Origin of the sequence: Serratia sp. M24T3, from assembly GCF_000257645.1 — a bacterium.
Lineage (GTDB): Bacteria > Pseudomonadota > Gammaproteobacteria > Enterobacterales > Enterobacteriaceae > Rouxiella.
Genome location: NZ_AJHJ01000002.1, coordinates 189,985 through 216,424 on the forward strand (window position 1 = coordinate 189,985; position 26,440 = coordinate 216,424).

Consider the following 26,440-nt stretch of genomic DNA (forward strand, 5'->3'; position numbering starts at 1 on the left):
GGCTAGTTTGCCACTTTTTGCACTTGCCATAAAGATTTTTCCCTTTTCGCCAAAACAATCGATAAGCAATTGGCTAAAAGGTAAACGTACTGACTTAAATTTACTTGCTTTTACATCAAGATCTTCTAGGGTAAAGCGAGCTTCTTTTAAATACTTATCAAGGCAACCTGCGTGCCCACTCTTCGATGAGCAACACAACCAGCGATCATAACAATATGACTGATAACAAAAAAGAAACCACCCAGCACGCCAACGATGCAACGGACAGCAGCAAATCAGCGATTAACTCCTCACAGGTCAAATCTGGCGAAGGCCATAGTAGCCCTGATGAGAGCACTAACAATCAAAAACAGGACGACAACGACAAGGAAGGCCAAAAGGGCAAAGGCCCTGGTAAAAAACCGCTAATCATTTTGGGCATTGTGGTCGTGATAATCGTGATCGCCGCCTTGATTTTCTGGTTCCTGAATCGCAATCTTGAAACCACCGATGATGCCTTTACCGAGGCAAACACCGTGACCGTCGCGCCTAAAATTGCCGGTTATGTGGTTAATCTGGCGGTCAAGGACAACGAATTTGTGAAAAAAGGTCAGCTGGTTGTCCAGATTGATCCGCGAGATGCTACCGCCCAGCGCGATCAGGCCACTGCACAGCTTGGTCTGGCCGTGTCACAGCTGCACCAGGCACAGGTTCAATACGATTTGGCCAAAGTGCAATATCCTGCACAGCTGGCTCAGGCTCAGGCGCAGGAAGCTCGTGCCGAAGCCAACCTGTTGAACGCAACTGCCGATTATCGTCGTCAGCACGGCGTTGATCCACGTGCCACCTCGCAACAAAATATTGATACCGCAACCGCACAGATGCGTTCTGCCAATGCCGATTTGGCCAATGCCAAGGCACAGGTTCTGGTTGCGGCGCAGGTACAGTTAAATATCCGCAATGCCGCCGCTAACGTCGAAGCCCGTCAGCAGCAGGTTGAGCAGGCTAAAGCACAGCTGGAAACCGCGAACCTTAACCTTTCCTATGCCGACGTTCGCGCACCGTTTGACGGATTCGTCACTATGCGTAACGTTCAGCTGGGTACTCTGGTTCAAGCCGGATCTTCGCTGTTCTCGCTGGTTTCGCCGGATATCTGGATCACTGCCAACTTTAAAGAATCGCAGCTGGAACGCATGAATCCTGGCGATAAAGTGGACGTTAAAATCGATGCCTATCCGAATATCGAACTTCACGGCCACGTAGACAGCATCCAGCAAGGTACCGGCTCGCGTTTCTCGGCCTTCCCGGCTGAAAACGCCACGGGTAACTACGTAAAAATCGTTCAGCGCGTACCGGTTAAAATAGTGATCGACAGTGGTCTGGATCCAAAAAAACCCTTGCCGCTGGGCCTGTCTGTTGACCCGACGGTAACTGTTGAATGAGTGACGAACGGAGCAGTTGGGTCCCCAAAAATAATCAGTGGGCGGTGGCCATCGTGGTCACCATCGCGGTATTTATGGAGATCCTCGACACCACCATTGTGAACGTGGCATTGCCGCACATCGCGGGAACGCTGTCTTCAAGCTACGATGAGGCCACCTGGGTACTTACCTCGTACCTGGTCGCCAACGGTATTGTCTTGCCCATCTCGGCGTTCCTCAGCCGAACGTTTGGTCGCAAGAACTATTTCATGATTTGTATTCTGATGTTTACCGTTTGCTCCTTCCTGTGCGGAATTGCCACCGAGCTGTGGCAAATGATCCTGTTCCGTCTATTGCAGGGGTTTTTCGGCGGCGGCCTGCAGCCGGTACAGCAATCGGTACTGCTGGATTACTTCAAGAAAGAAGACCGCGGCAAGGCGTTTGGCCTGTCCTCTATCGCCATTATCGTCGCCCCGATCCTTGGGCCTACGCTGGGCGGTTTCATTACTGACAGCTACACCTGGCGCTGGGTATTCCTGATTAATATTCCTATTGGGATAGTGGCTCTGATTGCGATTTATCACCTGCTGGAAGATCCACCGTGGGAGCAGAAGTCCAAAGATAAATTGAGCATCGACTACATCGGTATCAGCCTGATTGCTTTGGGACTTGGCTGTTTGCAGGTCATGATGGACCGCGGAGAAGATGAAGACTGGTTCCATTCGAACTTTATCATCACCTTTGCCGCATTGGCGCTGGTGGGAATTGTCAGCGCGGTATTTTGGCTGCTTTATGCCAAGAAACCCGTGGTTGACCTACGCTGCCTGAAAGACCGCAACTTCGCAGTGTCCAGCGTGTTGATGAGCGGCATGGCGCTGATTCTTTATGCCAGCTCGATACTGATCCCTCAGCTTGCCCAGCAGCAGCTTGGCTATACCGCGACCCTGTCCGGGTTAGTCATGACTCCGGGTGCCGTGGTGGTGGTGTTGAGTATTCCGCTGGTGCTGCTGATGATGCCGAAAATTCAGACTCGTTATCTGATTGCCTTCGGTTTTTCAATCATGGCGGCTTCATTCGTGTACTCAATGACATTGGTGCCGAACATTGATTTTGGCACGCTGGTTATGTATCGCAGCGCACAGTCATTGGGGCTAGGCTTCCTGTTTGTGCCATTGACAACGATAGCATTTATCACGCTGCCGCAGAGTCAGAACGCCGATGGCGCTGCACTATTTACTATGTTCCGTAATGTGTTCGGCTCGATTGGAATCTCGGCGGCGACGGCGAGTATCACCGAGCGAACGCAGGCCAACAGCGCACACATGGTGCATAACATGACGCCGCTGAATGAGCAGTTCAATCTTGCGGTGCAGAAAAGTGCGGTGGCAATACGTGATTTCACCAGCATTGTCGGCGATCCGACGTCGCTGGCGACCAGTCGTATGTATCAGGAGATGGTCTCGCAATCGAAGATCCTCGCCTACATCGACACGTTCAGCTACTGCGTCATGCTTGCCTGTATTTTGATCCCATTTTGTTTTCTGCTTTCGCCAGTCAAGAGCGAAGGCAGTGCCGGAGCCCATTAACTATGTCGGCCTACGTATCACGTTTTACTCTTTCAGTACTGGCGCTGGCATTAGCCGGATGCTCGGTCGGACCTGATTATCAGGCCCCGCAGCCTAAAACACCGGCCGCGTTTAATGACATGAACCAACCAAAGAAGAATCCGACTGACTCTGTTGCTCTCGCGTCACAGCCGAATCCTCAATGGTGGAAATCGTTTAACGATCAGCAGCTTGATAGCCTGATTGACCGGGCCATTGCCGGCAATCTCACTCTGCAACAGGCGGTGTTGCGTATTGTTGGCGCGCGCGAACAGGTGACACAGGCGAAAGGTGCCTGGCTACCCAGCGTCAATGGTAGCGTTGGCATGACTCGCCAGCAGTTGGGCGCTAAAGGTGAACTGAAATCCACCGGCTTGCAGGACCAAATTGAAAACATTAGTCCACAAGCGGCCAGTGCGATCGATTCTGCCACCGGGCCGATTAATGTCTATCAGGGCAGTTTCGATGCCAGCTGGGAGCTTGACCTGTTTGGTGGCACTCGTCGTTCGGTAGAAATGGCCAATGCAGAAACCGAGTCTTCGATAGAAAGCCGCAACGATGCGCTGGTATCGCTCGAGGCAGAAGTGGCTCGCACCTATCTGCAACTGCGCGGTGCCCAGGTTATACTGGCGACCATCCAGACTCAGATAGACGTTGCCCAGCAAACGCTGAGTCTGACGCAGAGCCAGGCTCAACACGGACTTGCGCCGCAGACAGATGTCGAGAACTCGCGGGCACAGCTGGGTTCGTTGCGCGCTCAGTTGCCGCAGTATGAGGCACAACAGCGACAGGCGATGAACGGTTTAGCCGTGTTGCTGGGGCAGATCCCCGGCTCGCTGGACAAAGAGCTGGTGCAGCCTAAACCGCTGCCTACTATTCCAAATGCCGTGGCCGTGGGTATTCCGTCGGAGCTGGCGCGTCGCCGTCCTGACGTGCGCAAGGCCGAGGCAGATCTGCATTCAGCAACCGCCAATATTGGCGTCTCCGTGGCGCAGCTGTTCCCAAGCCTTTCATTGACCGGCCAGTTTGGCATGCGTAACACCGATGCCGGCTATCTGACCAACTGGAGCAGTAATTTCTATTCCTTCGGGCCTACGGTTTCCATTCCCATCTTCCAGGGAGGACGTTTGGTGTCTGGCGTACAAGTTTCCCGCGCCCAACAGGCCAATGCCGTGCTGAACTATCGCCAGACTGTGCTGACTGCCTTGCAGGACGTAGACAACTCGCTGGTCAACTATCGCACCGATCAGGATCGGGTTAACGGCCTGGAAGATTCGGCCAACGCGCTGCAAAACAGCTTCGAACTGGCGACTGACGGTTACCGCAAAGGACTGACCTCGTTTATCACCGTGCTGGATACCCAGCGCCAGCTGGCACAGGCGCGCCAGCAGAGCGCGGTAGCCAAAGTGCAAACCAGCACCGATCTGGTTTCATTATATAAATCACTGGGCGGCGGTTGGGAGCCTTACCAGAACGTGAAGTTACCGACTTACAGCGTTTTTGGACCGGCTGAAACGGTAAAAAACCAGTAATTGTCAGGCAGGCCGGAGTTAATCTCCGGCCTTTTACTTTCAAACGATCGACTCAAACTCTGGCTATTCTCATGAACGACATGACTGCCCCATCCCAAAAACGCCCAGAATCGGTGATAAGCGCCGTTGCCTATAGTCATGGCAAGGTTTTGCAGCAAGTGACCATCGAAGACATCAGTGAAGTTATCAAAGAACCCGATACTTTTGTCTGGCTGGGACTGGTTCAACCCACCAATGAATATATGCGTGAGATCCAGCAGGAGTTTGGCCTGCACGATCTCGCCATCGAAGACGCGCTGACCGCGCACCAGAGACCTAAAATCGAGCAATACGGCGAATCGTTGTTTATCGTGGCGAAAACCGCGCAGCTGGTCGGTGATGTGATCAAATACGGCGAAACCCACCTGTTTGTCGGTAAAAACTTTTTGGTCACGGTTCGCCATGGGGCATCTACAAGCTACGCGCAGGTGCGCAAACATGCTGAAGAGTGCCCTGACTTGCTGGCGAAAGGTCCCGGCTACGCGCTTTACGCCATTTTGGACATGATTGTCGATAATTATCTGACTATTCTGCATGAGTACACTCAGCAGTTTCAGCAGATTGAACAACGGATGTTTAAATCCGAGTTTGATCAAAATGCCGTCCATGAAGTTTATCGCCTGCGCCGCGAGCTGCTGTCTTTACATAACGCAGCGATGCCGATGGGTGACATCTGCAATCAGCTGATTCAGCATCATGACGGCCTGGTGCCGAAAACGCTGCGTGCCTATTTACGCGACGTGCAGGATCACGCTCATCAGGTCGTCACTACCACTGACGATATGCGCGAGATGCTGGCCAACGCCATGCACGTAAATTTGGCGCTGGTTTCTGTCCATCAAAACGAAGTGGTGCAACGCCTGGCGGGCTGGGGAGCGATTCTGGCGATCCCGACGGTGATTTTCAGCCTCTATGGCATGAACTTTAAAGATATGCCCGAACTGAACGATGCGTGGGGATATCCGGTAACGCTTGGGATAACTATCGTGGGCTGTGTGGCGTTATATGTGAAATTGAAAAAGTCGGGTTGGCTATAAGTCTTTCCCCGCTGTTAACGCGGGGAAAGTATCAAGTCTGCAGAAAGATTAGCTGTTTGGCTCCTCTTCCTGAGTTGCCGCCACCAGATTTCTATCCTGCTTGGCCAAAATCATAGTCTGAGTACGGCCGAGCGAGACGCCTGCTACGCGCAGCTTTTTAAGGATCTCGTACAGCAAGTCGCTCTTGGTTTTACTGACAACGCGAGGGCTGCTGACGTAACCGGTGACACTCAACACAATGCCGTCCGGCCCTAACTGACTAAACGTTACCGACGGCGGTGGCGAGTCTTGAATCGACTCGTGCGCCTGATAAGCTTCAAGCAGAATATTACGCACCGCTTCTGGATCGATATCCAGCGGGAAAGTCAGCGCGATAGTTGCCACACCCTGCGCGTTACCCATGGTGGCGTTACGCACGTTTTGCGAAATGAACTGCGAGTTTGGCACGATAACCGTCGAGCGGTCGCCCAGTTGCAACTCGGTTGCTCTGACGTTGATGCGGCGAATATCCCCTTCAACTCCACCAATACTGACTAAATCGCCCACTTTTACCGGGCGCTCGGTAAGCAGGATCAGCCCCGAGATAAAGTTCTTCACTATCTCCTGCAAACCAAAACCGATACCCACCGACAATGCACTGACAATCCACGCCAGCCGGTTCCATTCAATCCCCAGCACCGAAAGCGTAACCAGGATAACCAACACCAGACCCACGTTGGCAAACAGGGTCACCAGTGAGGCACGCATGCCGGTATCCATATTGGTTTTCGGCAGGAAATCAACGTCCAGCCAGCGCTTGGCAGAGCGCAACACATAGAAACCGACGATCAGGAAGATGAGCGCATTGACCATGTGACCAGGGATAATGTTCAGGTGTTCGAGCCCCTTCCCTCCCCAGACATCGACTAATTTACTGAAAATCTCCAGCGGCGTGGTGGTGCCGAAATTACCGCCCAGCAGCAAGGTGATCGCAATCAGCAGCAGCATGGTTTTAGCCACCGCCGAAACCAGTGTTGCGGCCAGCGAAAGATGACGATCGCTGACGCTCAGTGAATGTTTAAGCAGTTTTCCGGTAGTAGTCGATGGGGAAAACAGACTTTCGCTGAGGTCGATGGCCAGATGCATCAGGATATACAGGCAAGCAATGACCGTACCAATCCACAGCAGTTCATAGGTCAGGAATCGTGCCAGCGGCACATAACCAATCACCAGCGCGATAAATATCGCCAACGCCACCAGGCTGGTCGCCAGATGCAGGAGGCCCGCGAGGGTAGAACGCGCTTCCGGTTGCTCACCTTTTGCCAGCAGCTTGCGACGCAGACGGTTGACGCGCATTGGCGCAAAACCGGCACTGAAAGCCACCAGCAAAGCCGAAAGCCCGTTACCAAACAAGGTTACCGCGACGCTGGTACCGACCACACTATTAGTTTGTTCGATAAAGCCAAAAATCAGGATAAAAGCAGACAGCATTTTCGGAAAGCTATCCAACGTTTTCGCCACCGGATCGGCAATGCCCGGCAAGCGCCAGCTAGGGTGCGCCAGTGATAGCAGCGCACGGCCAAGGCCAACGATCAGCGCGGAGAAAATAGACAGCTTGACGATTAGGTCGCCAGTCTCATGCACCCAGTCGCTGACGTCTGGCATGCGAGTAAAGGCCAGTGAGAAAAGCTTAGCCGCGCCGCCTAGGGCCATAATACTGATCATCGCCGTAGCAAAGGCAAAGAAGCTGCGACGCAGGCGACCAACCGGCAGCCAGCGCGGCGTTAGCCAGGCCAACGGGCCATCAAGCACCCGACCGCCAAACACGCCCAGCAGCAGCGCACTGATCAACAGCAGTCCGGTGCCAATGCGCCATTCAGGCTGCCACGCGAGGTGCCAGGCATCTTTAATTTGCTGCCTGAACTCACCAAAACGCTCTTGATCGTCATCAGACGGAGAGGTTAAAGCAGACCAGAATGTCGGGCCAAAAATACTTCCGGTATTCAGCGCCAGCTGGGTTTTCAGCAGGTCGCGGCGCAACCCGACAATTTGCGCAGACAGGTTGTTGGCGCTGGCTTTAATACTTCCCGCCTGCTGGATCTGGTTATCCAGTGTGGCTTTGTTGGCATTAAAATCTTTTCGCTGCTTAATCACCTGAGGCGTTTCAGGCAATGCTCCCGCAGCAGGCGCAGGGCCTAGTACATCGAGCTTGGCCTGAACCTGCGCACGCAGTGGCTGTAATGCCGTTCCTAATGTGTCGGCATCGGCGGCCAATTTTATTGCATCATCATTAAGACCATCGAGTAACTTGCTGGTCTTAACGTTAGAGACTTGTTGCTTGATAGTATCGAGCCGCTTTTGTAGCGACGCCAATGCAGCAGGCGCATCAATTGGCTGGCTGTCCGCGGTTGCTTGCTCCTGATCCGGCGAAGAATCAGCAGCGGCGCTCGCCAGCAGTGGGGAAAACATCAACGCCAATAACAGAGCAACGTAGAACGGTGCCCGGAAAATCTTTTGCATAAAGTGGATTACCCAAAGTTTCATGTGTCGAAAATGCGTCTTATTTTTCTGGAAAGAAAGCATGACTAACTAAAGTAAATCTTAAACTGTTACTGGGTGCGATGCTATGTAAGGTAAGTCTTAAAAAACGAAATCACATTAAAAAATAATAACAGGAGGGTTTTTGCTCCCGTTCTCGCTCAATTCACTACGTCGATCAGTTAATGGCTGCCACAGCATCGTGGGAAGCCTGATCTCTGTCTTTACCAGTTAACTCATGCAGGTGTCCATCGCGCATCTCGAGCAGGCGGTCGGCATGCTGAAAATAATGATCGTCATGACTAATAGCCAGTACCGTCTTTCCCAATGCCGAAAGGCGCGGCAACAGATCGCGATAAAATACGCGACGAAACTGCGGATCCTGATCGGCCGCCCATTCATCGAGCAGCAGGAAATCTCGACCTTCGGCAGCCGCCAACAGGAGCGCCACGCGTTTTTGTTGCCCCTGCGAGAGTTGCAAATTGGCAATCCTGTTATTTTCGATTTTAAGCTTTTCAGACATTTTGAGCTGCTGCAGCCATTCATCAACTAACCTGCTATCAGGCGCCTGACCGTCAGGACCGATCATCTGGCCAAACAGGTGGAAATCGGTAAATACCGCTGAAAAGAGCTGGCGATAATGTTCGCGACTGCTGGCGTCTACAGCTACTCCATCAAGCAGGATTTGCCCTGATTTAGGCGTGAAAAGCCCGGTAAGTAACAACGCCAGTGTCGATTTACCGCTGCCATTGCCACCAATCAGAAAAATCATTTCACCGCGTTTAATGGTCAAGTTAACTGGCCCAATGCCGAATCCCTGCCCTTCATAGGCAAAACACAGGTCACGAAGTTCAAGCTGCTGCCATTGGCGATTCGGCATCGGAAGAGAAAAATCGGCCTGATATTCAGCCAGGCGCAGCGTTTTCAGCTTTCTGAATGCCACTTGAGCGCTGAGTAAAGTAGGCAGAGCCCCCACGGCCTGTAGCAGCGGCGTGCGAAGAAACAGCAGCGTGAGCGAGAAGGTCGCGGCGACAGCGTTATCTGACCATCCCAGCGAATTTGCCATGTAAAACACCATACCGATCGCACCGAGCATCATGATATTTGACCAGTTAACCGCACTTAAATGGAAAGTGTCTGCGCCAATGACGTGCTTGCGATATTCCGCTGCATTACGCTGATAGTCATCTTGATAAATTTGCTTCGCGCGCTGACGATTCAGAGCCAGCTCTTTTCGCCCCTGAATCACCGTCTCGTAATCCTTTTGCAGCCGGTCTTCAGCTTCACGAACATGATTAAGGTGATTATAGACGCGCGCCACCAGTTTAAAACTGACAAAGAGAGTGATGACTAGCCACACCACAGTCACTGCCAGCATTTTAGGTGCCAGCCAGCCAAGATACGCTGCGCAGCCGAGAGTAAGAATAATGCCCTGCAGTAATTCAGGTAGGCGAACAAAGGCTAAAGTAATATTGCGAATATCGCTGCTCAGGCTCGCGAGCAGCTGCGCATTACCAATTTGCTCAATGCGTTCAATATCAGTATCCATAATTCGTTTAATAAACTGCCCACGCAGTTGATAAACAAAATGGTGACCGAGCGTCGTTAATGCCAACTGAGAACCCAGCGTGACGGCCATTAACAATAATAAGAATCCGAGAAACTGGGGAAGCACCGCCATAGAAGCATGAGAAGTTTCAATCAGCTTGATGTTAATGAAGGCAATCAGGCCAATACATAGCGCAGCGCTGGCCAGACTTAATACAATTACGCCAATAAACGGCCAGCGATATTGTTTGAAAACGACGCGTAAAAGCTCCATGGGGATTTTCTCGATTTATTTGAACTGGACGCAGTTTAATGGCCGCGATAATGAGATCAAGACTAATTCTCACTTTCATTAAGTGGCTGGCGAGTAAAAAAGCTGACAGAGGTGTGAACATCGTCCTAAACTTCTGTAATGAACAAAGAAAATGAACTCAGAAGAAGTAAACGCAATGCGCTGTTGCTGCTGTTAATTGCCGCAGCACTGTTTGTTGTCACCCTATTCTTGCCGCAAAACCTATGGATCAACGGCGTCAAAGCCATCAGTGAAGCGGCGATGGTTGGGGCACTGGCTGACTGGTTTGCGGTAGTCGCGTTATTTAAGCGCGTACCTATTCCCTTTATCGCGGCACATACCGCTATTATCCCAAAAAACAAAAATAAGATTGCCGATAATCTGGCCATCTTCGTGCAGGAAAAGTTTCTCGATCCAGGTTCGCTGGTTCGCCTTATACGCCAGCACGATCCGGCGCAGTTTATTGGTAAATGGCTAACCTCGGAGGATAATACAAAACAGTTCGGCAGTTATCTGCTCAGCTTTATGCGAAACTTTCTGGATATCACTGACGACAAGCGTATTCAGCAATGGGTTAAAGATGCTCTGTATGCCGCAATTGATAAGGTTGACCTGACTAAATCTGTCGCCGCTTTGCTTGAAAGTCTGACCAAAGATAGCCGCCATCAGGCATTGCTGGATCAGGCTATGCAAAAGTTGATTGTTTTGCTCGACCAGCCTGCTAGCCGTCAATTTATCGCGACTCAGATTATTCGCTGGGTCAAACGCGAGCATCCAATTAAATCGAAAATGCTGCCGACAGAATGGTTAGGTGAAAACGGTGCGTCGATGGTATCGAATGCGGTTAATTCTTTACTGGACGATATAGGCAGCGATCGCGGTCATGCTTTCCGCCAAAGTTTTGACCGCATACTGGAGAAGTTTATAGCCCGTCTGCAAAATGATCCGCAAATGGCCGTCCGAGCCGAAGAAATTAAAAGCTATCTGAAAAACGATCCCAAACTCAGTCAATATATTGTCGAGCTGTGGAGCGATCTGCGTAATTGGATCAAGCAGGATCTGGATAGTGAGGATTCAAGGCTGCACGCACGCGTTGCCGAGGCGGGATTGTGGCTAGGTAATTCGCTAAGTAAAGATCCGGCACTGCGCAGTTCGTTGAATCAGCAAATGGAAGTGCTGGCAGAAAAAATGGCCCCCGACTTTGCTCAATTCCTGACTCGCCATATTAGCGATACGGTAAAGAGTTGGGATGAAAAGGACATGTCGCGGCAGATTGAGTTAAATATCGGCAAAGATCTACAGTTTATCCGTATCAACGGTACGCTGGTGGGTGCAGGCATTGGACTGATACTTTATCTGATTTCACAGCTTCCTTTGGCGTTGCCTCTGCTGTGGCAAGCACTGCAAAAATAATGTTCAAGTTGTTCAGATAGTCGCCCGGCAATGGCGGGCGACTTGCGAGTAAAATTACTTCACTGTTTTACTAAACGCATCTACCGCTAAAATCGCGTTAGCCACGTCTTCTGCCGAAAGATTAGGATTCAGGTTCCCTAACGTATCCCCCTCGCCGCCCGCCAATGCCCCGACCTTGACCAGATTTTCGTAGCTTTCTTTTTCGAGATGCATTTCTTTCAAGGTAGTCGGTATATTAATCGAGCGATAGAAGCGAACGTATTTGGCAATTTCTTCATCAGGGCGCTGCTCAAGAACCATTTGCGTCAAGGTGCCATAGGCAACTTTTTCCCCGTGGGTGAGATGGTGTACGTCACCTTTTATAGCCGTAAAACCGTTATGGATGGCGTGTGCGCCTGCGAGTCCGGCATTTTCAAAGCCGAGGCCTGAAAGCAGAGTATTCGCCTCGACCACGGCTTCGACCGCCGGCGTTACCAACTTTTGTTCAACGGCGGTATAGGCGCTGTAGCCGTAGGTCAGCAGGGTTTTTTCACAGGCTTCAGCAATAGCGATACCCGCAATGGTAGGCGAACCCCCTACCATGGAAGATGAGTGCGAGCGCAGCACGGCCTGAGCTTCAACGAAAGTTGCCAAACCGTCGGCGATCCCGGAAGCAAATAACCTCACAGGAGCCTGGGCGCAGACTTGGGTATCTACCAGCACTAAATCGGGGTTTTTATCGTAGAAGCGGTAAGTGTCAAAAATGCCGTCGTCGGTGTAAATCACTGAAAGTGCGCTGCAAGGAGCATCGGTTGAAGCCGCAGTTGGCACGATGGCAACGTTTTGTTTTAGCTCATCGGCTATCGCCTTGGCGGTATCGAGAGTTTTGCCACCGCCGATCCCGACCACCACTTTGGTACCTTCTTTGCGTGCCAGTTCTATCAATCGATTAATTTCATTGGTTGAGGCTTCGCCTTTGAACTGCTGATAATGAAAATCAACGTTGGCCTTGTCCAGCGAGGCTTTGACACGGCTACCAACAATACTCCAGACCATTTCATCGGCAATCAACAGAGATTTACCGCCTAACGCAGGTAAATAATCGCCAAGATCGTCGAGCACACCACGGCCTTGAACATACTTACGCGGAGACGAGAAGATAAATTTACTCATAATTAACACCTCAGTAGTGGAATTTTTATGATAGGTAAATCGGTCTTGCTAAATATCCTGCCTTTAAGCTTAGTCCCGCATGGTATTAAACTCATTACACTTTTTTAGATATCGCATTTTTAATCAATGCAGTTATTTCATTTGTATCAACAGTTTGTAATAGCAACCTCTCTCAACTAATTAACTTAATACTTGGATCAACATTTCTAGATCAATATTAACAATATATTAACTATCTCCTGGTTTTATTCATTTATTTGCCCACTGATTCCTTACTATTTATTTAAATAGCTAAAGTTTGCTTAATTTCAGCTATCAAATCTATCAATGAAAACGCTTTTACCTTATAAGCATAATCCGTAAAAATAAGCCCATTGACCGCTAGATAGTAAGTTGCATAAGTAAGCACGTTGTCAGCTATCTTTTACTTAAATGATTATTAAGGATTTTTATGTATAACTTTCAACGCTATCACTCCAAAGAACTCGCCTTGGCTTATATGAGCAGCAAAGCACATGATTTCACGCCACAGGAATTCATGGAACAGCTCAAGAAAACCGAGCAGTCTTTTGAGAACTTGCTCAAGCTGGGTCACGATGTAAAAAACGGATTAATGGCAAAAGCTTTTTAATTTATGCAGGGGGAAGTTTTGGCTGGACTGAGCCGAATTCAGTTTTGTGCAGTTCATGCGCTTCGCTTACTGGGCGCTGGCCCAGACCAGCCAGAAGGCGCATAAACGCGCGCCCTCTGGACTCCCGCGTTTTATCCCTCGCGACTAGATTAGTGCAAAAAAAGGAGATCGTTTCAGTTACCCCCACGCGTGGCGTTGGCCACGGCCCTTCGGGCTTCCTTCACTCAGTCGGGAGCCAAAAACGTCTCCCTTCCCCTCGCTCAGCGTAGGCCTGAGGCCGCCAATAGTAGCTAACAAGAAAAACCGGCAACTCTACAGCAGTCAAAAACCGATCCCTCAACCCACATCTTTTAAGTTTGTTCGGAGTTAAATTCAATTTTTGCATGCGTTTTTTAACTTAGAAAAAACAGAATATTAACTGCTTAAGAAGCCGCCACAGAACGTCATCTTTAAAGAAAAGTCTTTTTCTTGAAGAAAAATCTTTTGACCTAACTTCAAGTTGCCGGTTTTTATTTAGATGCCCAAATTGGCGGCATCAGGGCGGCGCTGAACGGAGGAGAGAAAGACGTTTTTGGCTTTCGAGCGACGTGAAGGAACCGCGTAGCGGCGCGACCAACGCCATACACGAATGCCACTGAAATAAACTCATCGACTGGTGCCGTACGTGTAAACAACACTAAAAGGCACGGGATTCCAAAGGGTATTTGCCTTGGAATACCCTTTGGGCGTGTCTGGGTCGCAACCCAGTAAGCGAAGCGCATGAATTTGAATTTGAATTTGAATTTGAATTTAAGAAGTTGAATTTAAAAAAGAAAATTTGAAATTAAAAAATAAAATCGACCATAATATTTCTCCCATGGCCGATTTTAACGTCTTTTAGAACCCGAAACTTTCGAGTTCCAAGATTCCCTTTAGAACAAGAAACTTTCCAGTTTCAAGATCCCCTTTAGAACCAGAAACTTTCCAGTTTCAAACTCAATTATGACATTTGACGGTCGTCTACGTACTTACGCTTGTCCGGCGCTGGCGGGAAATACTGGTAAAGCCAGGTTTCGCTCAGCGCATGATCGTGCGAACGCAGGAACATACGCAACTCTACCGGCTCAACCGAGTCGCTGGTTGGTGTCCAGTCAAACAAAATTCGATAGCCATCAAACGGTTGAACGTAAAGAATTTCGATGCTGCTGACCTTGCCAGAAGACACATTAATTACCGGCTCGATACCCTTGTCAGCGTAGGCCTTCAGTTCACCGCCAACAAAGTCGATAGCAAAGCGGCGCGCCCACACAGTTGGATAATGTTCGCCCGGCGCCCATCCTTCCGGGAAGCCGCCCATACCAGTGCGAGTTGCCAGCACTTTTGCCATTGGGCTGCGGACCGGCGGTTCATTGCTCCAATACAGACGATAGCTAAAGTCTAGTGAATCCCCGGCCTTGATCGGTTTTTCCGGCTGCCAGAAGCAAACAACATTATCCAGTGTTTCCCCGGTCGTCGGGATCTCCATCAGGTTAACCGAACCTTTGCCCCAGTTGCCTTTCGGCTCAACCCACAGGCTAGGACGTTTGTTATACCAACCGATCACATCCTGATAATCATTAAAGTCATGATCCAGCTGTAACAGGCCGAAACCTTTTGGATTTTCATCCGCAAAAGAATTGAATTGCAGCTTTTGAGGATTGTTTAACGGTCGGCAGATCCATTCACCGTTCCCGCGCCACATCGCCAGACGATCGGAATCGTGAATTTGCGGGTGAATAGTGTCACAGCGGCCGCGCTCGTTGGTGCCACAGCTGAACATGGTGGTCATCGGTGAGATGCCGAGCTGCTTAACGTCCTTGCGGGCATGCAGGTGTTTATCGATTTCCATTACCACGCGAGTCGGCTCGCAATGGATAGTGAATTTATAGGCACCGGTCACGCTTGGGCCATCCAGCAGGGCATAAACCACAAAGGTCGTCGAATCAGCTTTCGGAGTTTCAAACCAGAAGGAAACGAAATCAGGAAACTCTTCAGGTTGGTTGGTGAAGGTATCGACTGCAACGCCACGAGCAGACAAACCGTATTGGTAGGTGTCATCGACAGCGCGGAAATAGCTGGCTCCGAGGAAAGAGACCACGTCACGCGAAGTCAGTTCAGGCGCTTTATTGACTTTAAAACCAGCGAAACCAAGGTTGGATTTACCTTCCAGCTGTTTGGTGTCCACTCCGGCATCGTGATAGTTAAACAATTCAGGGCGGAAATGGATCTCACGCGCCTGGTGTTTGTCACCGTCAAGAGCAAACATTTTAACTCGGCGCTTAAAGCCCATCCCAACGTGGAACAGCTCTACGTCAAGCTGGCGGTTAGGAATATCGTGCCATAAAGAATGGGTATGATCGTATTGAATGCTGTTGTAAGCCTGAGGCGTAAGGTTCGCCAAGGTAGCAGGCAAAGGCTCAGGTGCGCCGCCATAAGGCTGTTTCGCCAGTGACGCGGCCATTTTCTGCAACACGGAGAAGTCGAAGGAGGACGCACCGCCGTCGGCCACACTTCCCTGCGCAGCCTCAGCCGAACCGGTGAACAGTGATGCCATGGCAGGCACACCACAATAGGCGGCAAACGCCATTGAAGCTTTAATAAATGCTCTACGTTCCATGCCGGAAGGGTTTCCTTTGGCTCAGCAAGTGTATGAACCCGACCGCGCCCTGTGATGTGAGAAACTCAAACATTTAAGGAAGCATGCAGTCGGTGTTAAAAATTACGACCACAAGGCTAACTTAAAATTCACATTACGAGTACCACAAATTGAATGCATTCAGCTAAAAAAGTACTTGCAACATTGCCGCGCCCGGGCTCGTCAGAACAAGATTTGGCGGGGGCTGCGGATAAAATCGGCATCTGTCAAAAACCGGTAAACAAGCGGCGAATTAATGGCCGGATTCATTGAATTTTAAGAGCATTCTGCTAATAGCTGCTTTATCTAATTTGATGCTGATTCACGCAATACGGTCGCAATCTGTAAGCTTTTATTACCTTCATTGTTACAGCCAACATGAAAATAAGTCGTTTTTACTTCCGGCATAAATCCATTAGCGTAGATTCTAGTCATCCTGACCGCTAATCCTAACTTTATCAGGACGTTATTTATGCATCCCCTCTTGCAACATGACTTAGAACATTTACCTGAAATACTTAGACAAGCTTGTGATACTGCATTAACGCATTTGAACGCATTACCGATACTGCCGGCTTGCGCGCCCTCAGCTTACCAACAGCTCAAAGCCGGTGACGAGATACTGTCAGAGCAAGGCGTCGGCGCACAGCGAGCGGTTGAACAATTCTGGCAAGACTACTCGGCCGGGCTTTCTGCCAGCGCCGGTCCGCGATATTTTGCATTCGTCACAGGTGGGGCTACGCCTGCCGCCCTGGCTGCCGACTGGTTAGTCAGTACTATCGATCAGAATACTCAACTCACCTTTGATTCTGTGTCGTCGGCGATTGAACTGGCGACCATCGGACAACTCAGGCAGTTGCTGGGCTTACCGGATAATCAATGTGGCTCATTCGTCAGTGGCGCGACGATGGCCAACTTTGTGAGCATGGCCATCGCCCGCCAGTGGTTGGGGCAACAGCGTGGCGTAGATGTTGCACAGCAGGGTTTGCATGCTTTGGGGCCAATCAGGGTTATCTCTGCGGCGGCCCACTCCAGCAGCATCAAAGCATTAAGTATGCTGGGTATTGGCCGCGATGCGTTGGTCAGCGTGGCAACTTTACCTGGAAGTGAAGCTATCGACCCCAAAGCGCTCGAGCAGGCTCTGCTGGCTGCTACCGACTTGCCTACGCTGGTACTGGCCAGTGCAGGAACGGTCAATACTGTGGCTTTCGACAACCTGCCCGCTTTACTGGCGTTGCGCGAACGGTTTGGCTTCTGGCTACACGTCGATGCGGCCTTTGGCGGTATCGCCGCCGCTTCTCCCCGCTACGCCACGCTTCTTGATGGTTGGCAGCAGGCTGATTCCATCACCATTGATGCTCATAAATGGCTGAATGTGCCTTATGACAGCGCGGTTCAATTCACCCTTGAAAAACATTTAGCTTTGCAGGTACAGGTTTTCCAAAATCATTCTGCCTATCTTGAACCTCCCAGTGTCAGGCCAGACAACTACTTGCACTTGACGCCAGAGAACTCCCGGCGCTTTCGCGCGCTGCCGGTGTGGATGGCGCTAAAGGCGTATGGTCGCAGTGGGATCGCAGAAATCGTTGAGCGTAACGTTGAATTGGCTTACAAATTGGCCGATAAACTTGAGCAGGCGGCCGGATTCACTCTGCTTGCGCCGGTATTACTGAACGTGGTGTGTTTTGCTCTCGACAGCGCGGATGATACGCCAAACGAGCGCGCGAAACGGGATCAATTCCTTAAGAAGCTCGATCAGGCAGGCGTTGTTCGCTGTACGGCCACCTCCTTAAATGATAAGCCCGGCATTCGCGCAGCGCTGGTCAACTGGATGACAGAAGAAAAAGACATCGAAAAAGCTTTTGAGTCTATGGCTCACTGCCGCCAAGAGCTCTAAAGGCACGATTCTCAGCGGTGTTAACTAACCTTAACACCGTTGAGAGAGAGCAGATGATCTGTGAATAATTTTTATTAACTAAACTAACAGATAGCGCTGTAACTAACTTTTAACAACTATTTTAATTTTGTTTAATTGTGGTTTAAATTGCTATGTGTAGGCAATCGTTAATGTTCAGTAACGATATAGTCCCCCCGGTATCTTCCCGTCATTTTAAATTCCATAAGCTAAATTTATATGATCTCGGTTAACTGGTTTACTAAAAAAAATTCCCTTTGTATTTCGTCCATTTTAAGAGCAAAAAGGATACGCAAGACGGGCTTATATTTACTCGTCTTAAGACATTCATCCCTCTAACCTAAAATCAAATGCAGTACATGGATGTCCATAAGGAACTAAACTATGCAGACAATAATCCTCGATTTATGTCGCTTCACTCGTTTGGGTTTAATTCATTCGCTGGATGTGAACGGCGTCAATACTAGGGATATCAGTTACCCCAACGACCTCGATGAACTTAAAATTAGTTGTGAGCAACTGCAGCCTGGATTTGTTTTTATCAACGAAACCTGTCTGTCACCGCAGTCACAAAATTGCAGTAAAATACGCAGTCTTATCGGCGAACACCCCGAATGTTTGTTTGTTATTTTTATGTCTAGCACCAGGAACCACTTTGAGGAATACGTTTTTGTGCGTAAGAATGTGATTATTACCTCCAAGTCGATCAAAACGACCTCTCTCAACCAGCTGTTAAGCCATCATATTTGCCAACACAATTTGGCAGGTTCTGGAAGCAGTCTGTTTGATGATTCGCCGGTGGTGCTTAGCCGTAGTGAGTCAAACATGCTTAAAATGTGGATGTCAGGGGAAGGCACTATTCAAATCTCTGATAAATTGCGCATTAAGGTTAAAACAGTGTCGTCTTACAAGGGCAGCATAAAAAGAAAAATCAAAACTCAGAACAAACACATTATTTATCATGTTGTACGATTGAGTGATTCATTGACCGAGGGAATATATGTCAGTTGAGTGTTTTTTAACGGCTCCCACTGTAGGGATTAATACATCAGTGGGAGCTTTCTCCCGTTAAGCACAAGTTATTGCCGCACTCTTAGAGAGCCTCTCTCGGCTCCACGAAAGTCCCATCCTTACTCTGTGTCTCATTAAAGAACCAGATACCGGCTGGATAGTCCTCCAGCGCCACCAGATACATTACCCCTTCATAGAATGCCTCAACGGCCAGAACCTTGCCTTCACGGCGTGGGCCGCCGTCAGTTTTAACTGTAACCAGATCGTCAACCTTCATGTCTTTACATCCTGATGAGCGTTTACAGCGTCTGCTGGGGCTTTATTGTATTTTATTCTAGTACACGAGGGTCAAAAGATGACGAAGAGCAAAAATTGGCGAGGAATATATAAAAAACGAGAAATTACAGGCAATAAAAAACCCGCCTTAGCGGGTTTTAGTAATCTTCTTTACACGCTGTAAACAGCGAATAAGAGAGATTAGATAGCGGTAACGTTAGCCGCTGACGGACCTTTAGCACCGTTCTCAATAGAGAACTGTACGTTCTGGCCTTCAGCCAGGGTCTTGAAACCTTGATCCTGGATTGCAGAGAAATGTACGAATACATCTTTGCTGCCGTCTGCAGGAGTGATGAAGCCAAAGCCTTTAGACTCGTTGAACCACTTAACTTGACCTTTCATCAAATTTGACATGCGAATTACCTTTTAAATATAAATTTTGCCACCATGGGCATGTTATAGCCGGATTTCAGTCGTTACTTATGGAGGCACTAAGAAGGAAATTCGTCAGATCAGTGTTATCAAGGATAACGCATTAAATTTGAACCACTTTACTCAGGATGTCGTGCATAAATAGGTCTGTACCACAGGCCGAGAGCTATTTACTCATGACTGCTCACTAATAGCAACTCTTTTTGACAGTAACTGGTAGCAATCACCCTAAATCGTCGAACTAACCAGCACTTAGCTTGATAAATCACCAGTTATGTCCCTGTTTTCAAATAAGTTGCTGTAAAAAGTGTTATGAAAAAATGAAATTAAAAAACGCTGAATGCTTTTCTCTGTCTTAAAAAGGTGAGAAAAGCATTCAGCGTCAGGAAGTTGCTACACAAAACCTATTCCATTATCTCCGACACCGCGTGTCGCACATAGGCGGTTATCTGCTCCAGATCTTCAGCCTTTGCGCTGTCGCCACCGATTGAGCGTACCCGATTTTCAAGATGTCCGATGTCCTGCTCGACCTTGTGGGCAATTTGCACTTTTACGATGGTATCAACAGAAGAAATAAACGCCCTCATTACCGCCTTGAGCGCATAGATTTCTGAGAACGAATCATATGCCAGCTTCTCGGCGGGTGGCTTCTGTGGGGTCTGCTGTTCACGCGGTGGCAGATTTTTCAGACTGTCAACATGTTCAATAATCAGATCGATATCTCTGATTAGTTCATCAAAATTCTTGGCCACTGATTTTCCTTCGCTCGGCGAAAGCAGAAGAATACCACTGAGACAACAAGGCGAGAAGTCGGCAACGCGGGGAAAGGTGAAATTTAACAGCAAAGCGCCTGTCTAATACGTCAGACAGGCGCTTGAAATCTCAAAAAATGTTTAACCTGTAAGGGTTATGCCTTTTTGAGAGACTCCATATCGATAACGAAACGGTACTTAACGTCGCTGTTCAGCATACGAGTGTAGGCTTCGTTGATCTCATCCATCTTGATCATCTCTACGTCACAACCAATGTTGTGCTCGGCACAGAAATCGAGCATTTCCTGAGTCTCAGCGATACCGCCAATCAGTGAACCCACCAGGCTTTTGCGACCCATGATAAGTTTACCGGCATGAACCGCAGGCTCTACTGGCTCAATCAGGCCAACCAGGATGTGCACACCATCACGCTTGAGGGTATCAAGGTATGGGTTCAGGTCGTGCTGATGTGGAACGGTGTCGAGGATAAAGTCAAAGTGGCCTTTTACTTCTGCCATTTGTTTTTCATCAGTGGACAGCACCACGTGGTTGGCTCCCAGGCGACGTGCTTCCTGCTCTTTGCCCGCGGAACGCGTGAAGAGAGTCACGTCTGCGCCCATCGCATGAGCAAATTTCAGGCCCATGTGACCCAAACCACCCAAACCTACGATAGCAACTTTGTGGCCCGCTTTAACGCCCCAATGCTTCAAAGGAGAATAAGTCGTGATACCCGCACACAGCAGAGGTGCCGCTGCTTTGAAATCCAGAGCTTCTGGTACGCGCAGAACAAAGTTCTCGGATACTACGATTTGCTCGGAATAACCGCCGTAGGTCATCATATGGTCATGACGGTCCGGGGTGTTGTAAGTCATGGTTGCGCCTTCAAGGCAATACTGCTCGAGATCGGCTTCGCAGTTTTCGCAATGCTGACAGGAGTCAACCATACAACCCACACCGACGGAATCGCCGACTTTGAATTGAGTGACTTTAGAGCCTACGTGCGTCACGTGGCCAATAATTTCGTGGCCAGGAACCAGCGGATAAACGCTCTGATGCCATTCGTTACGCGCCTGATGAATGTCTGAGTGACAAACGCCGCAGTATTTAATGTCGATAACAACATCATTATCGCGTGGGTCGCGGCGGACAAAGTTATGGGGTGCCAGCGGAGTCTCTGCGGACTGGGCGGCAAAACCTCGGACGTTAAGAGTCATCTGTTTTTCTCCTGAGGGGTAAACGAAAGTATTACGGGCAGCGCTCACCAGAACGCCACCGAGGTAAAGTATGCAGGGAAATAAAGGAATATCGTTATAACGATCCTCGCGAGTACTTGCCTAAACCTGTTTTTTTCAGGATTTATGGTTAAGTGCTATGCAACGAGCAGGCTCGAGCATGGCACCAGACATTATAGGCAACGCTCGGCGAGTGGGGATTAAATCAGCCTTGCGGCTTTCAATTCACTTTTCAAATAAGCATAGTAAATCGGCGCCGCCACTACGCCCGGCAGACCGAAAGCCGATTCGAAAATCAGCATCGCCAGCAGCACTTCCCAGGACTTGGCATTGATGCTGGTGCCGACAATCCGCGCGTTAAGAAAATATTCAACTTTGTGAATAATAATCAAGTAAGCCAGTACGATAGCGCCAACCCATAGTGATAATGAAAGCCCCACGATGCAAATTACCGTATTGGAAATAAGGTTACCCACTACCGGCAGCAGGCCACAGACAAAGGTAAAGACCACCAGCGTTTTTGACAGCGGCAGGTGGATGCCAAACAGCGGCAGCACGCCAAACAGGAACACCGCAGACAGCACAGTATTAATCAGTGATATCTGAAACTGTGCGAACACCACGTTGCGAAATGACTGGCTGAGCAAACGCATGCGCTGTACCAAATCATTTTTCAGCGGCGCGTGTTGATCCTCTCCCCCACTGTGTTGGAGTGAAATAATCGCCCCGAGGATCATCCCCACTAGCATGGTTAAAAATGTGTGAGCCGCATTTTTACCCGCCGTTTGCAGCATAGTCACGTTTTCGCGCATCCATTGAATAAACTCGCGCTGCAGTTCCTCAAGATTGGCTGGCAGATAGTGCAGCATCACCGGTGACAGCCGACTCTGCGCGTCACTTAACAGTTGGCTAACCTTGTTATTAAATACTTCAGGGTTGCGCACATCGTGCAACAGATAGGTCACAATCCCCATCACTGCCAATATGAGCAGGCTGACCACAATGGTGCTGATAAGCGCCACTACCAACCAGCGGGCACGATCGCCGCGAATAATTTTCTGAAAATAAGGCGTCAGCCCATTAACCAGTTCATAAACGATAAAACCGGAAATAAGACATCCCAAAAGATGGAGCGGCAGAACCAGGATAAGCCCCCCCATAATAATCAACAGGCTCAACCAGCGGATATGATGCGGTCTCATTATTTGCATTGCTGCGTCCTTACTTTGATAAAACGCGGGTTTGTTTCCCGCCCTTAACAACATCATAGCACCGAAGTTTCAATGGCATAGATCCGCTGTTTTTTTGACAAGGAAATTTCATTCCCTATCATTACCCTGGTAACGTGAACCAACAGGCCAACTAATGACCGAACTTATTCGTGAAAAACTTTCGCTTCCTCCCGGCCACAGTAAATTGTTGCTGCATTCCTGCTGCGCGCCCTGTTCTGGAGAGGTCATGGAGGCCATTCAAGCTTCCGGCATCGAATACGCCATTTTTTTCTACAATCCCAATATTCACCCGCAGAAAGAATATCTGCTGCGCAAAGAAGAAAATATTCGCTTTGCCGAACAGCACAATATTCCCTTTATTGATGCAGATTACGACACCGATAATTGGTTCGAACGTGCACGCGGAATGGAAAAAGAGCCAGAGCGCGGTATCCGCTGCACGATGTGCTTTGATATGCGCTTCGAACGCACCGCACTCTATGCCTTTGAGCATGGCTACACCGCTATTTCCAGCTCGCTGGGTATTTCGCGCTGGAAAGACATGAAGCAGATCAATGGTTGCGGAGAGCGCTCTGCTGCGCCTTATCCCGGCATGGTGTATTGGGATTACAACTGGCGGAAAAAAGGCGGCGCGGCGCGCATGGTCGAAATCAGTAAACGTGAGCACTTTTACCAGCAAGAATATTGCGGTTGCGTTTATTCACTGCGTGATACCAACCTGCACCGCAAGGAGCAAGGCCGTCCGCTGATTAAGCTCGGCGTTAAGTATTATGGTGATGAAGACGACCAATAATCGTCAATAATGCCCTACTTTCAACCCGGTTTCTGGCCGGGTTATTCCCCTATCTTATGATCCCCTCCTCAATATCATTAATTCGTATGAGTTTTACTTGGTTGAAACTTGCTTAAGTCGTTGCTGCTTGTTACTTTCCGGACTTACTGTTTTATATGCTTTTTTTATTAAAAAATTTAATGAAAAATATATTCCAATAAATCAAATCGATATGAAATAAAACAGTTCAAACACCTTATTCATTTTGCAATGAACATTCAGAAACAGGGGATATAAAATGTGGGTTCTTATTGGCATACCAATCGTAGTGATTGGCTTTGCGCTGCGGTTTAATCCGCTATTAGTTGTGACCATCGCCGGGATCTCAACCGGTTTAGCGGGCGGCATGCACACCGTTGAAATCGTCAGCGCCTTTGGTAAAGCTTTTATCGATAACCGTTACATGGGGCTTGTCTGGCTCACATTACCGGTAATCGCCATTCTGGAGCGCAGCGGCCTGCGTGAACAGGCCAAACATCTGATTTCCAAAATCCACGCCGCCACTACAGGTCGCGTGTTGATGATGTATTTCTTTATCCGCCAGATGACCGCCGCACTAGGTCTCACCTCACTTGGTGGTCACGCGCAGATGGTTCGCCCGCTAATTGCCCCAATGGCTGAAGCGGCCGCCGTCACCAAATACGGTGATTTGCCTAACGACGTGCGCCAAAAAATCCGCGCCAATGCTGCGGCGGTAGACAACGTTGCAGTGTTCTTCGGCGAGGATATTTTTATCGCCGTGCAGTCAATTTTGCTGATTAAAGGTTTCCTCGACCAAAATGGCGTGTTTGTCGAACCGCTGCATCTTTCTGTTTGGGCGATCCCCACTGCCATCGCAGCATTGATTATTCACTTTATTCGCCTTTGGTTGCTCGACCGCTCACTCGCCAAACGCTTTGATGCGCAGCAAGGGAGCGTCGGTAAATGATTACTTTAAACACTGTTTACTTTATTGCCGGTCTGCTGTTTGCAGCTTTTGCTATTTTTAATCTGCGCGACAATACCAATCCTAAACGCTACGTGAATGCGCTGTTCTGGGGCGTTTACGCAGTCAGCTTTCTGATAGGCACCGAGTTACCGCATTTTGTGACCGGCTGTATGGCGATCCTGCTGGCAGTAATCGCCGGAACAGGCCAGTTGGGCAAAGGGAAGACCGATGCTGACCAACCGGAGGTCGCGGTCAGGCGTGAAGCCAATGCCAAACGTTTCGGCAACAAATTATTTATTCCAGCCCTGCTTATCCCAGTCCTGACACTCGTCGGCACACTGACGCTGAAGTATACCCCGCTGGTAGAAGCTAAAAATGTCACGCTTATTTCGCTGGTGCTGGCGACTATCGTGGCATTTGTCGTCGCCTTGCTGATGCTGCGTGATTCGCCGTTAAAAGCGATTAAAGCCGGTGGGCAAATCATGGATACTGTCGGTTGGGCGGCTATTCTGCCGCAGATGCTGGCGGCGCTGGGTGGACTGTTTGCGCTGGCGGGCGTTGGCGGTGTCGTCGCCAATCTGGTTAAAGACGTGATCCCGATGGGTTCACCTTTGGCTATTGTGATCGCCTACACCTTTGGTATGGCACTATTTACCATGATTATGGGTAACGGTTTTGCAGCGTTCCCGGTGATGACGGCGGGTATCGGTTTGCCGCTCATCGTGCATCAGTTAGGTGGCAATCCGGCGATTATGGGCGCAATCGGCATGCTGTCTGGTTTCTGCGGTACGCTGCTGACGCCGATGGCCGCCAACTTCAATATTGTCCCGGCCGCACTGCTGGAATTGCAAGACAAACATGGGGTTATCAAGGCTCAGGCACTGACTGGTATTTTGCTGCTGCTGGTCAACACCGCGTTTATGTATTTCTTTGTCTTCCGCTTTTGATAGCCGAACATTCATGGGGACTATAATTTGACTGAGCAAACCAACCTGCAACCGACGCCAGAAATGGCGTCGCGTTTTGCCTCATTGGCTTTAAACCATCTCACCCGCGAATATCCCAACAAACTGACTCACGCCATGGCGAGTTCGGCCGATATTCAGGGGCCGCGTGCGCTACATCCGATTTTTTACGGCAGTTACGACTGGCACTCTTGCGTGCACGGCTATTGGCTGCTGCTGCGTTTGCTCGATAGCTATCCCGATCTGCCGGAAGCGAGCAAAATCATTGCCGTCGTTGAAGCACATTTTACTGTGGAAAACGTCGCGGGCGAAATGCACTATTTGCAGCAAAAACAGCACAGCGGTTTCGAACGCCCTTACGGCTGGGCGTGGTTTCTGGCGTTGAGCCAACAGCTGGCAGGTATGTCACTGCCACAGGCTAAAGGCTGGGCAAAAACGCTGGCACCCATGACCGAATTTTTTGTAAAAAGCTTCTGTGAGTTTTTGCCCAAAGCGACTTACCCGTTGCGAGTGGGTAGCCATTTTAACACCGCGTTTGCGCTAGCATTGGCACTCGATTATGCCCGCAGCGCCTCGCGAAAAAAGCTGGCTGGAATGATTGAAGAAACGGCTTTGCGCTGGCATCTGGAAGACGTCAACTGTCAGGCGTGGGAGCCCGGTGGTGATGAGTTTTTATCGCCATCGTTGATGGAGGCAGAGCTGATGCGGCGGGTACTGGCCCCGCAGGCTTTTATCACCTGGTTTGGTAGATTTTTACCGCATCTGGCGCAGGGCAAGCCCGAGACACTGTTTACTCCGGCCACGGTTACCGACCGCAGCGACGGTAAGATAGGTCATCTGGATGGTTTAAATCTCAGTCGCGCCTGGTGTCAGCGGTCGCTGGCGGCAGCGTTACCGGCAGGTGATCCACGTATTGCTTTGCTCAATGCCTCGGCCAGTCAACATCTTGCCAGCGCGCTGGATCATCTTGATAGTGATTATGCCGGAGAGCACTGGCTGGCGACCTTTGCTCTGTTGGCATTAGAAGCGTAAGTTTTTTCCTCTCTC

21 protein-coding genes are annotated in these 26,440 nt (G+C 49.6%); 12 read left to right on the forward strand and 9 right to left on the reverse strand.

The window, feature by feature from the left end:
* Positions 1–185 precede the first annotated feature (185 nt).
* The 4 genes from SPM24T3_RS02560 to corA all read left to right on the forward strand — a co-directional run bounded on the left by SPM24T3_RS02560 (position 186) and on the right by corA (position 5,612).
* Positions 186–1,421 (forward strand): HlyD family secretion protein, encoded by a 1,236-nt coding sequence (locus tag SPM24T3_RS02560; RefSeq protein ID WP_009635128.1) that lies wholly within the window; start codon positions 186–188, stop codon positions 1,419–1,421.
* Positions 1,418–2,986 (forward strand): DHA2 family efflux MFS transporter permease subunit, encoded by a 1,569-nt coding sequence (locus SPM24T3_RS02565; protein WP_009635129.1) that lies wholly within the window; start codon positions 1,418–1,420, stop codon positions 2,984–2,986. Before SPM24T3_RS02560 ends, SPM24T3_RS02565 begins: the two co-directional genes overlap by 4 nt.
* Before the next feature lie 2 nt (positions 2,987–2,988).
* A complete protein-coding gene (locus SPM24T3_RS02570; RefSeq protein WP_009635130.1) occupies positions 2,989–4,536 on the forward strand; it encodes an efflux transporter outer membrane subunit in 1,548 nt (515 codons plus the stop codon).
* An 80-nt stretch (positions 4,537–4,616) separates the two neighbouring features.
* Positions 4,617–5,612, forward strand: coding sequence for a magnesium/cobalt transporter CorA (corA, locus tag SPM24T3_RS02575; protein WP_009635131.1), 996 nt, complete (start codon positions 4,617–4,619; stop codon positions 5,610–5,612).
* Positions 5,613–5,660: 48 nt separating this feature from the next.
* On the opposite strand, the gene SPM24T3_RS02580 is transcribed toward corA, so the two are convergent.
* Positions 5,661–8,111 carry a DUF3772 domain-containing protein gene (locus SPM24T3_RS02580; RefSeq protein WP_037377432.1) on the reverse strand — a complete coding sequence of 817 codons (2,451 nt, stop codon included), beginning with the start codon at positions 8,109–8,111 and terminating at the stop codon, positions 5,661–5,663.
* Between the two features lie 196 nt (positions 8,112–8,307).
* Entirely contained in the window at positions 8,308–9,951 is a 1,644-nt protein-coding gene (locus tag SPM24T3_RS02585; protein WP_009635133.1) for a multidrug ABC transporter permease/ATP-binding protein, read from the reverse strand.
* Positions 9,952–10,089: 138 nt separating this feature from the next.
* On the opposite strand from SPM24T3_RS02585, the gene SPM24T3_RS02590 reads away from it, so the two are divergent.
* The gene (locus tag SPM24T3_RS02590) at positions 10,090–11,382 is read left to right on the forward strand and encodes a DUF445 domain-containing protein (protein WP_009635134.1); all 1,293 of its coding nucleotides are present in this window, start codon (positions 10,090–10,092) and stop codon (positions 11,380–11,382) included.
* A gap of 54 nt (positions 11,383–11,436) precedes the next feature.
* Here SPM24T3_RS02590 and SPM24T3_RS02595 read toward each other — a convergent pair whose 3' ends face one another.
* The gene (locus SPM24T3_RS02595) at positions 11,437–12,534 is read right to left on the reverse strand and encodes a glycerol dehydrogenase (protein ID WP_009635135.1); all 1,098 of its coding nucleotides are present in this window, start codon (positions 12,532–12,534) and stop codon (positions 11,437–11,439) included.
* Between the two features lie 451 nt (positions 12,535–12,985).
* On the opposite strand from SPM24T3_RS02595, the gene SPM24T3_RS02600 reads away from it, so the two are divergent.
* Entirely contained in the window at positions 12,986–13,165 is a 180-nt protein-coding gene (locus tag SPM24T3_RS02600) for a hypothetical protein (protein ID WP_009635136.1), read from the forward strand.
* A 979-nt stretch (positions 13,166–14,144) separates the two neighbouring features.
* Here SPM24T3_RS02600 and SPM24T3_RS02605 read toward each other — a convergent pair.
* Complete coding sequence (locus SPM24T3_RS02605; RefSeq protein WP_009635137.1) at positions 14,145–15,800, reverse strand: glucan biosynthesis protein D; 1,656 nt, start codon at positions 15,798–15,800, stop codon at positions 14,145–14,147.
* Between the two features lie 490 nt (positions 15,801–16,290).
* On the opposite strand from SPM24T3_RS02605, the gene SPM24T3_RS02610 reads away from it, so the two are divergent.
* Positions 16,291–17,715, forward strand: coding sequence for a pyridoxal-dependent decarboxylase (locus SPM24T3_RS02610; RefSeq protein ID WP_009635138.1), 1,425 nt, complete (start codon positions 16,291–16,293; stop codon positions 17,713–17,715).
* A gap of 402 nt (positions 17,716–18,117) precedes the next feature.
* Positions 18,118–18,744 (forward strand): transcriptional regulator RcsA, encoded by a 627-nt coding sequence (gene rcsA / locus SPM24T3_RS02615; protein ID WP_009635139.1) that lies wholly within the window; start codon positions 18,118–18,120, stop codon positions 18,742–18,744.
* Positions 18,745–18,826: 82 nt separating this feature from the next.
* Here rcsA and dsrB read toward each other — a convergent pair whose 3' ends face one another.
* The 5 genes from dsrB to SPM24T3_RS02640 form a co-directional block, all read right to left on the reverse strand.
* Complete coding sequence (gene dsrB, locus SPM24T3_RS02620; RefSeq protein ID WP_009635140.1) at positions 18,827–19,021, reverse strand: protein DsrB; 195 nt, start codon at positions 19,019–19,021, stop codon at positions 18,827–18,829.
* A 200-nt stretch (positions 19,022–19,221) separates the two neighbouring features.
* Complete coding sequence (gene cspE, locus SPM24T3_RS02625; RefSeq protein WP_009635141.1) at positions 19,222–19,434, reverse strand: transcription antiterminator/RNA stability regulator CspE; 213 nt, start codon at positions 19,432–19,434, stop codon at positions 19,222–19,224.
* A 422-nt stretch (positions 19,435–19,856) separates the two neighbouring features.
* Positions 19,857–20,204: a hypothetical protein gene (locus tag SPM24T3_RS02630; protein WP_009635142.1), complete on the reverse strand. Its 348-nt coding sequence runs from the start codon at positions 20,202–20,204 to the stop codon at positions 19,857–19,859.
* A gap of 155 nt (positions 20,205–20,359) precedes the next feature.
* On the reverse strand, positions 20,360–21,418 hold the full coding sequence (locus SPM24T3_RS02635) for an NAD(P)-dependent alcohol dehydrogenase (protein ID WP_009635143.1): 1,059 nt from the start codon (positions 21,416–21,418) through the stop codon (positions 20,360–20,362).
* Positions 21,419–21,636: 218 nt separating this feature from the next.
* On the reverse strand, positions 21,637–22,647 hold the full coding sequence (locus SPM24T3_RS02640) for an AI-2E family transporter (RefSeq protein ID WP_009635144.1): 1,011 nt from the start codon (positions 22,645–22,647) through the stop codon (positions 21,637–21,639).
* A gap of 154 nt (positions 22,648–22,801) precedes the next feature.
* Between SPM24T3_RS02640 and SPM24T3_RS02645 the strand changes: the two genes are divergently transcribed.
* From SPM24T3_RS02645 to SPM24T3_RS02660, 4 genes are all read left to right on the forward strand, one after another.
* Positions 22,802–23,461: an epoxyqueuosine reductase QueH gene (locus SPM24T3_RS02645; protein WP_009635145.1), complete on the forward strand. Its 660-nt coding sequence runs from the start codon at positions 22,802–22,804 to the stop codon at positions 23,459–23,461.
* A 277-nt stretch (positions 23,462–23,738) separates the two neighbouring features.
* Positions 23,739–24,428, forward strand: coding sequence for a DUF969 domain-containing protein (locus tag SPM24T3_RS02650; protein ID WP_009635146.1), 690 nt, complete (start codon positions 23,739–23,741; stop codon positions 24,426–24,428).
* Positions 24,425–25,375 carry a DUF979 domain-containing protein gene (locus tag SPM24T3_RS02655; RefSeq protein ID WP_009635147.1) on the forward strand — a complete coding sequence of 317 codons (951 nt, stop codon included), beginning with the start codon at positions 24,425–24,427 and terminating at the stop codon, positions 25,373–25,375. The genes SPM24T3_RS02650 and SPM24T3_RS02655 overlap by 4 nt, the downstream gene beginning before the upstream one ends.
* 27 nt (positions 25,376–25,402) lie before the next feature.
* The gene (locus SPM24T3_RS02660; RefSeq protein WP_009635148.1) at positions 25,403–26,425 is read left to right on the forward strand and encodes a DUF2891 domain-containing protein; all 1,023 of its coding nucleotides are present in this window, start codon (positions 25,403–25,405) and stop codon (positions 26,423–26,425) included.
* Positions 26,426–26,440 lie beyond the last annotated feature (15 nt).

Excerpts from the sequence above, each read along its gene's own strand:
- SPM24T3_RS02560 (WP_009635128.1), top strand. The coding sequence starts at position 186 with ATGAGCAACACAACCAGCGATCATAACAATATGACTGATAACAAAAAA.
- SPM24T3_RS02565 (WP_009635129.1), top strand. The coding sequence starts at position 1,418 with ATGAGTGACGAACGGAGCAGTTGGGTCCCCAAAAATAATCAGTGGGCG.
- SPM24T3_RS02570 (WP_009635130.1), top strand. The coding sequence starts at position 2,989 with ATGTCGGCCTACGTATCACGTTTTACTCTTTCAGTACTGGCGCTGGCA.
- corA (WP_009635131.1), top strand. The coding sequence starts at position 4,617 with ATGACTGCCCCATCCCAAAAACGCCCAGAATCGGTGATAAGCGCCGTT.
- SPM24T3_RS02580 (WP_037377432.1), bottom strand. The coding sequence starts at position 8,111 with ATGCAAAAGATTTTCCGGGCACCGTTCTACGTTGCTCTGTTATTGGCG.
- SPM24T3_RS02585 (WP_009635133.1), bottom strand. The coding sequence starts at position 9,951 with ATGGAGCTTTTACGCGTCGTTTTCAAACAATATCGCTGGCCGTTTATT.
- SPM24T3_RS02590 (WP_009635134.1), top strand. The coding sequence starts at position 10,090 with ATGAACAAAGAAAATGAACTCAGAAGAAGTAAACGCAATGCGCTGTTG.
- SPM24T3_RS02595 (WP_009635135.1), bottom strand. The coding sequence starts at position 12,534 with ATGAGTAAATTTATCTTCTCGTCTCCGCGTAAGTATGTTCAAGGCCGT.
- SPM24T3_RS02600 (WP_009635136.1), top strand. The coding sequence starts at position 12,986 with ATGTATAACTTTCAACGCTATCACTCCAAAGAACTCGCCTTGGCTTAT.
- SPM24T3_RS02605 (WP_009635137.1), bottom strand. The coding sequence starts at position 15,800 with ATGGAACGTAGAGCATTTATTAAAGCTTCAATGGCGTTTGCCGCCTAT.
- SPM24T3_RS02610 (WP_009635138.1), top strand. The coding sequence starts at position 16,291 with ATGCATCCCCTCTTGCAACATGACTTAGAACATTTACCTGAAATACTT.
- rcsA (WP_009635139.1), top strand. The coding sequence starts at position 18,118 with ATGCAGACAATAATCCTCGATTTATGTCGCTTCACTCGTTTGGGTTTA.
- dsrB (WP_009635140.1), bottom strand. The coding sequence starts at position 19,021 with ATGAAGGTTGACGATCTGGTTACAGTTAAAACTGACGGCGGCCCACGC.
- cspE (WP_009635141.1), bottom strand. The coding sequence starts at position 19,434 with ATGTCAAATTTGATGAAAGGTCAAGTTAAGTGGTTCAACGAGTCTAAA.
- SPM24T3_RS02635 (WP_009635143.1), bottom strand. The coding sequence starts at position 21,418 with ATGACTCTTAACGTCCGAGGTTTTGCCGCCCAGTCCGCAGAGACTCCG.
- SPM24T3_RS02640 (WP_009635144.1), bottom strand. The coding sequence starts at position 22,647 with ATGCAAATAATGAGACCGCATCATATCCGCTGGTTGAGCCTGTTGATT.
- SPM24T3_RS02645 (WP_009635145.1), top strand. The coding sequence starts at position 22,802 with ATGACCGAACTTATTCGTGAAAAACTTTCGCTTCCTCCCGGCCACAGT.
- SPM24T3_RS02650 (WP_009635146.1), top strand. The coding sequence starts at position 23,739 with ATGTGGGTTCTTATTGGCATACCAATCGTAGTGATTGGCTTTGCGCTG.
- SPM24T3_RS02655 (WP_009635147.1), top strand. The coding sequence starts at position 24,425 with ATGATTACTTTAAACACTGTTTACTTTATTGCCGGTCTGCTGTTTGCA.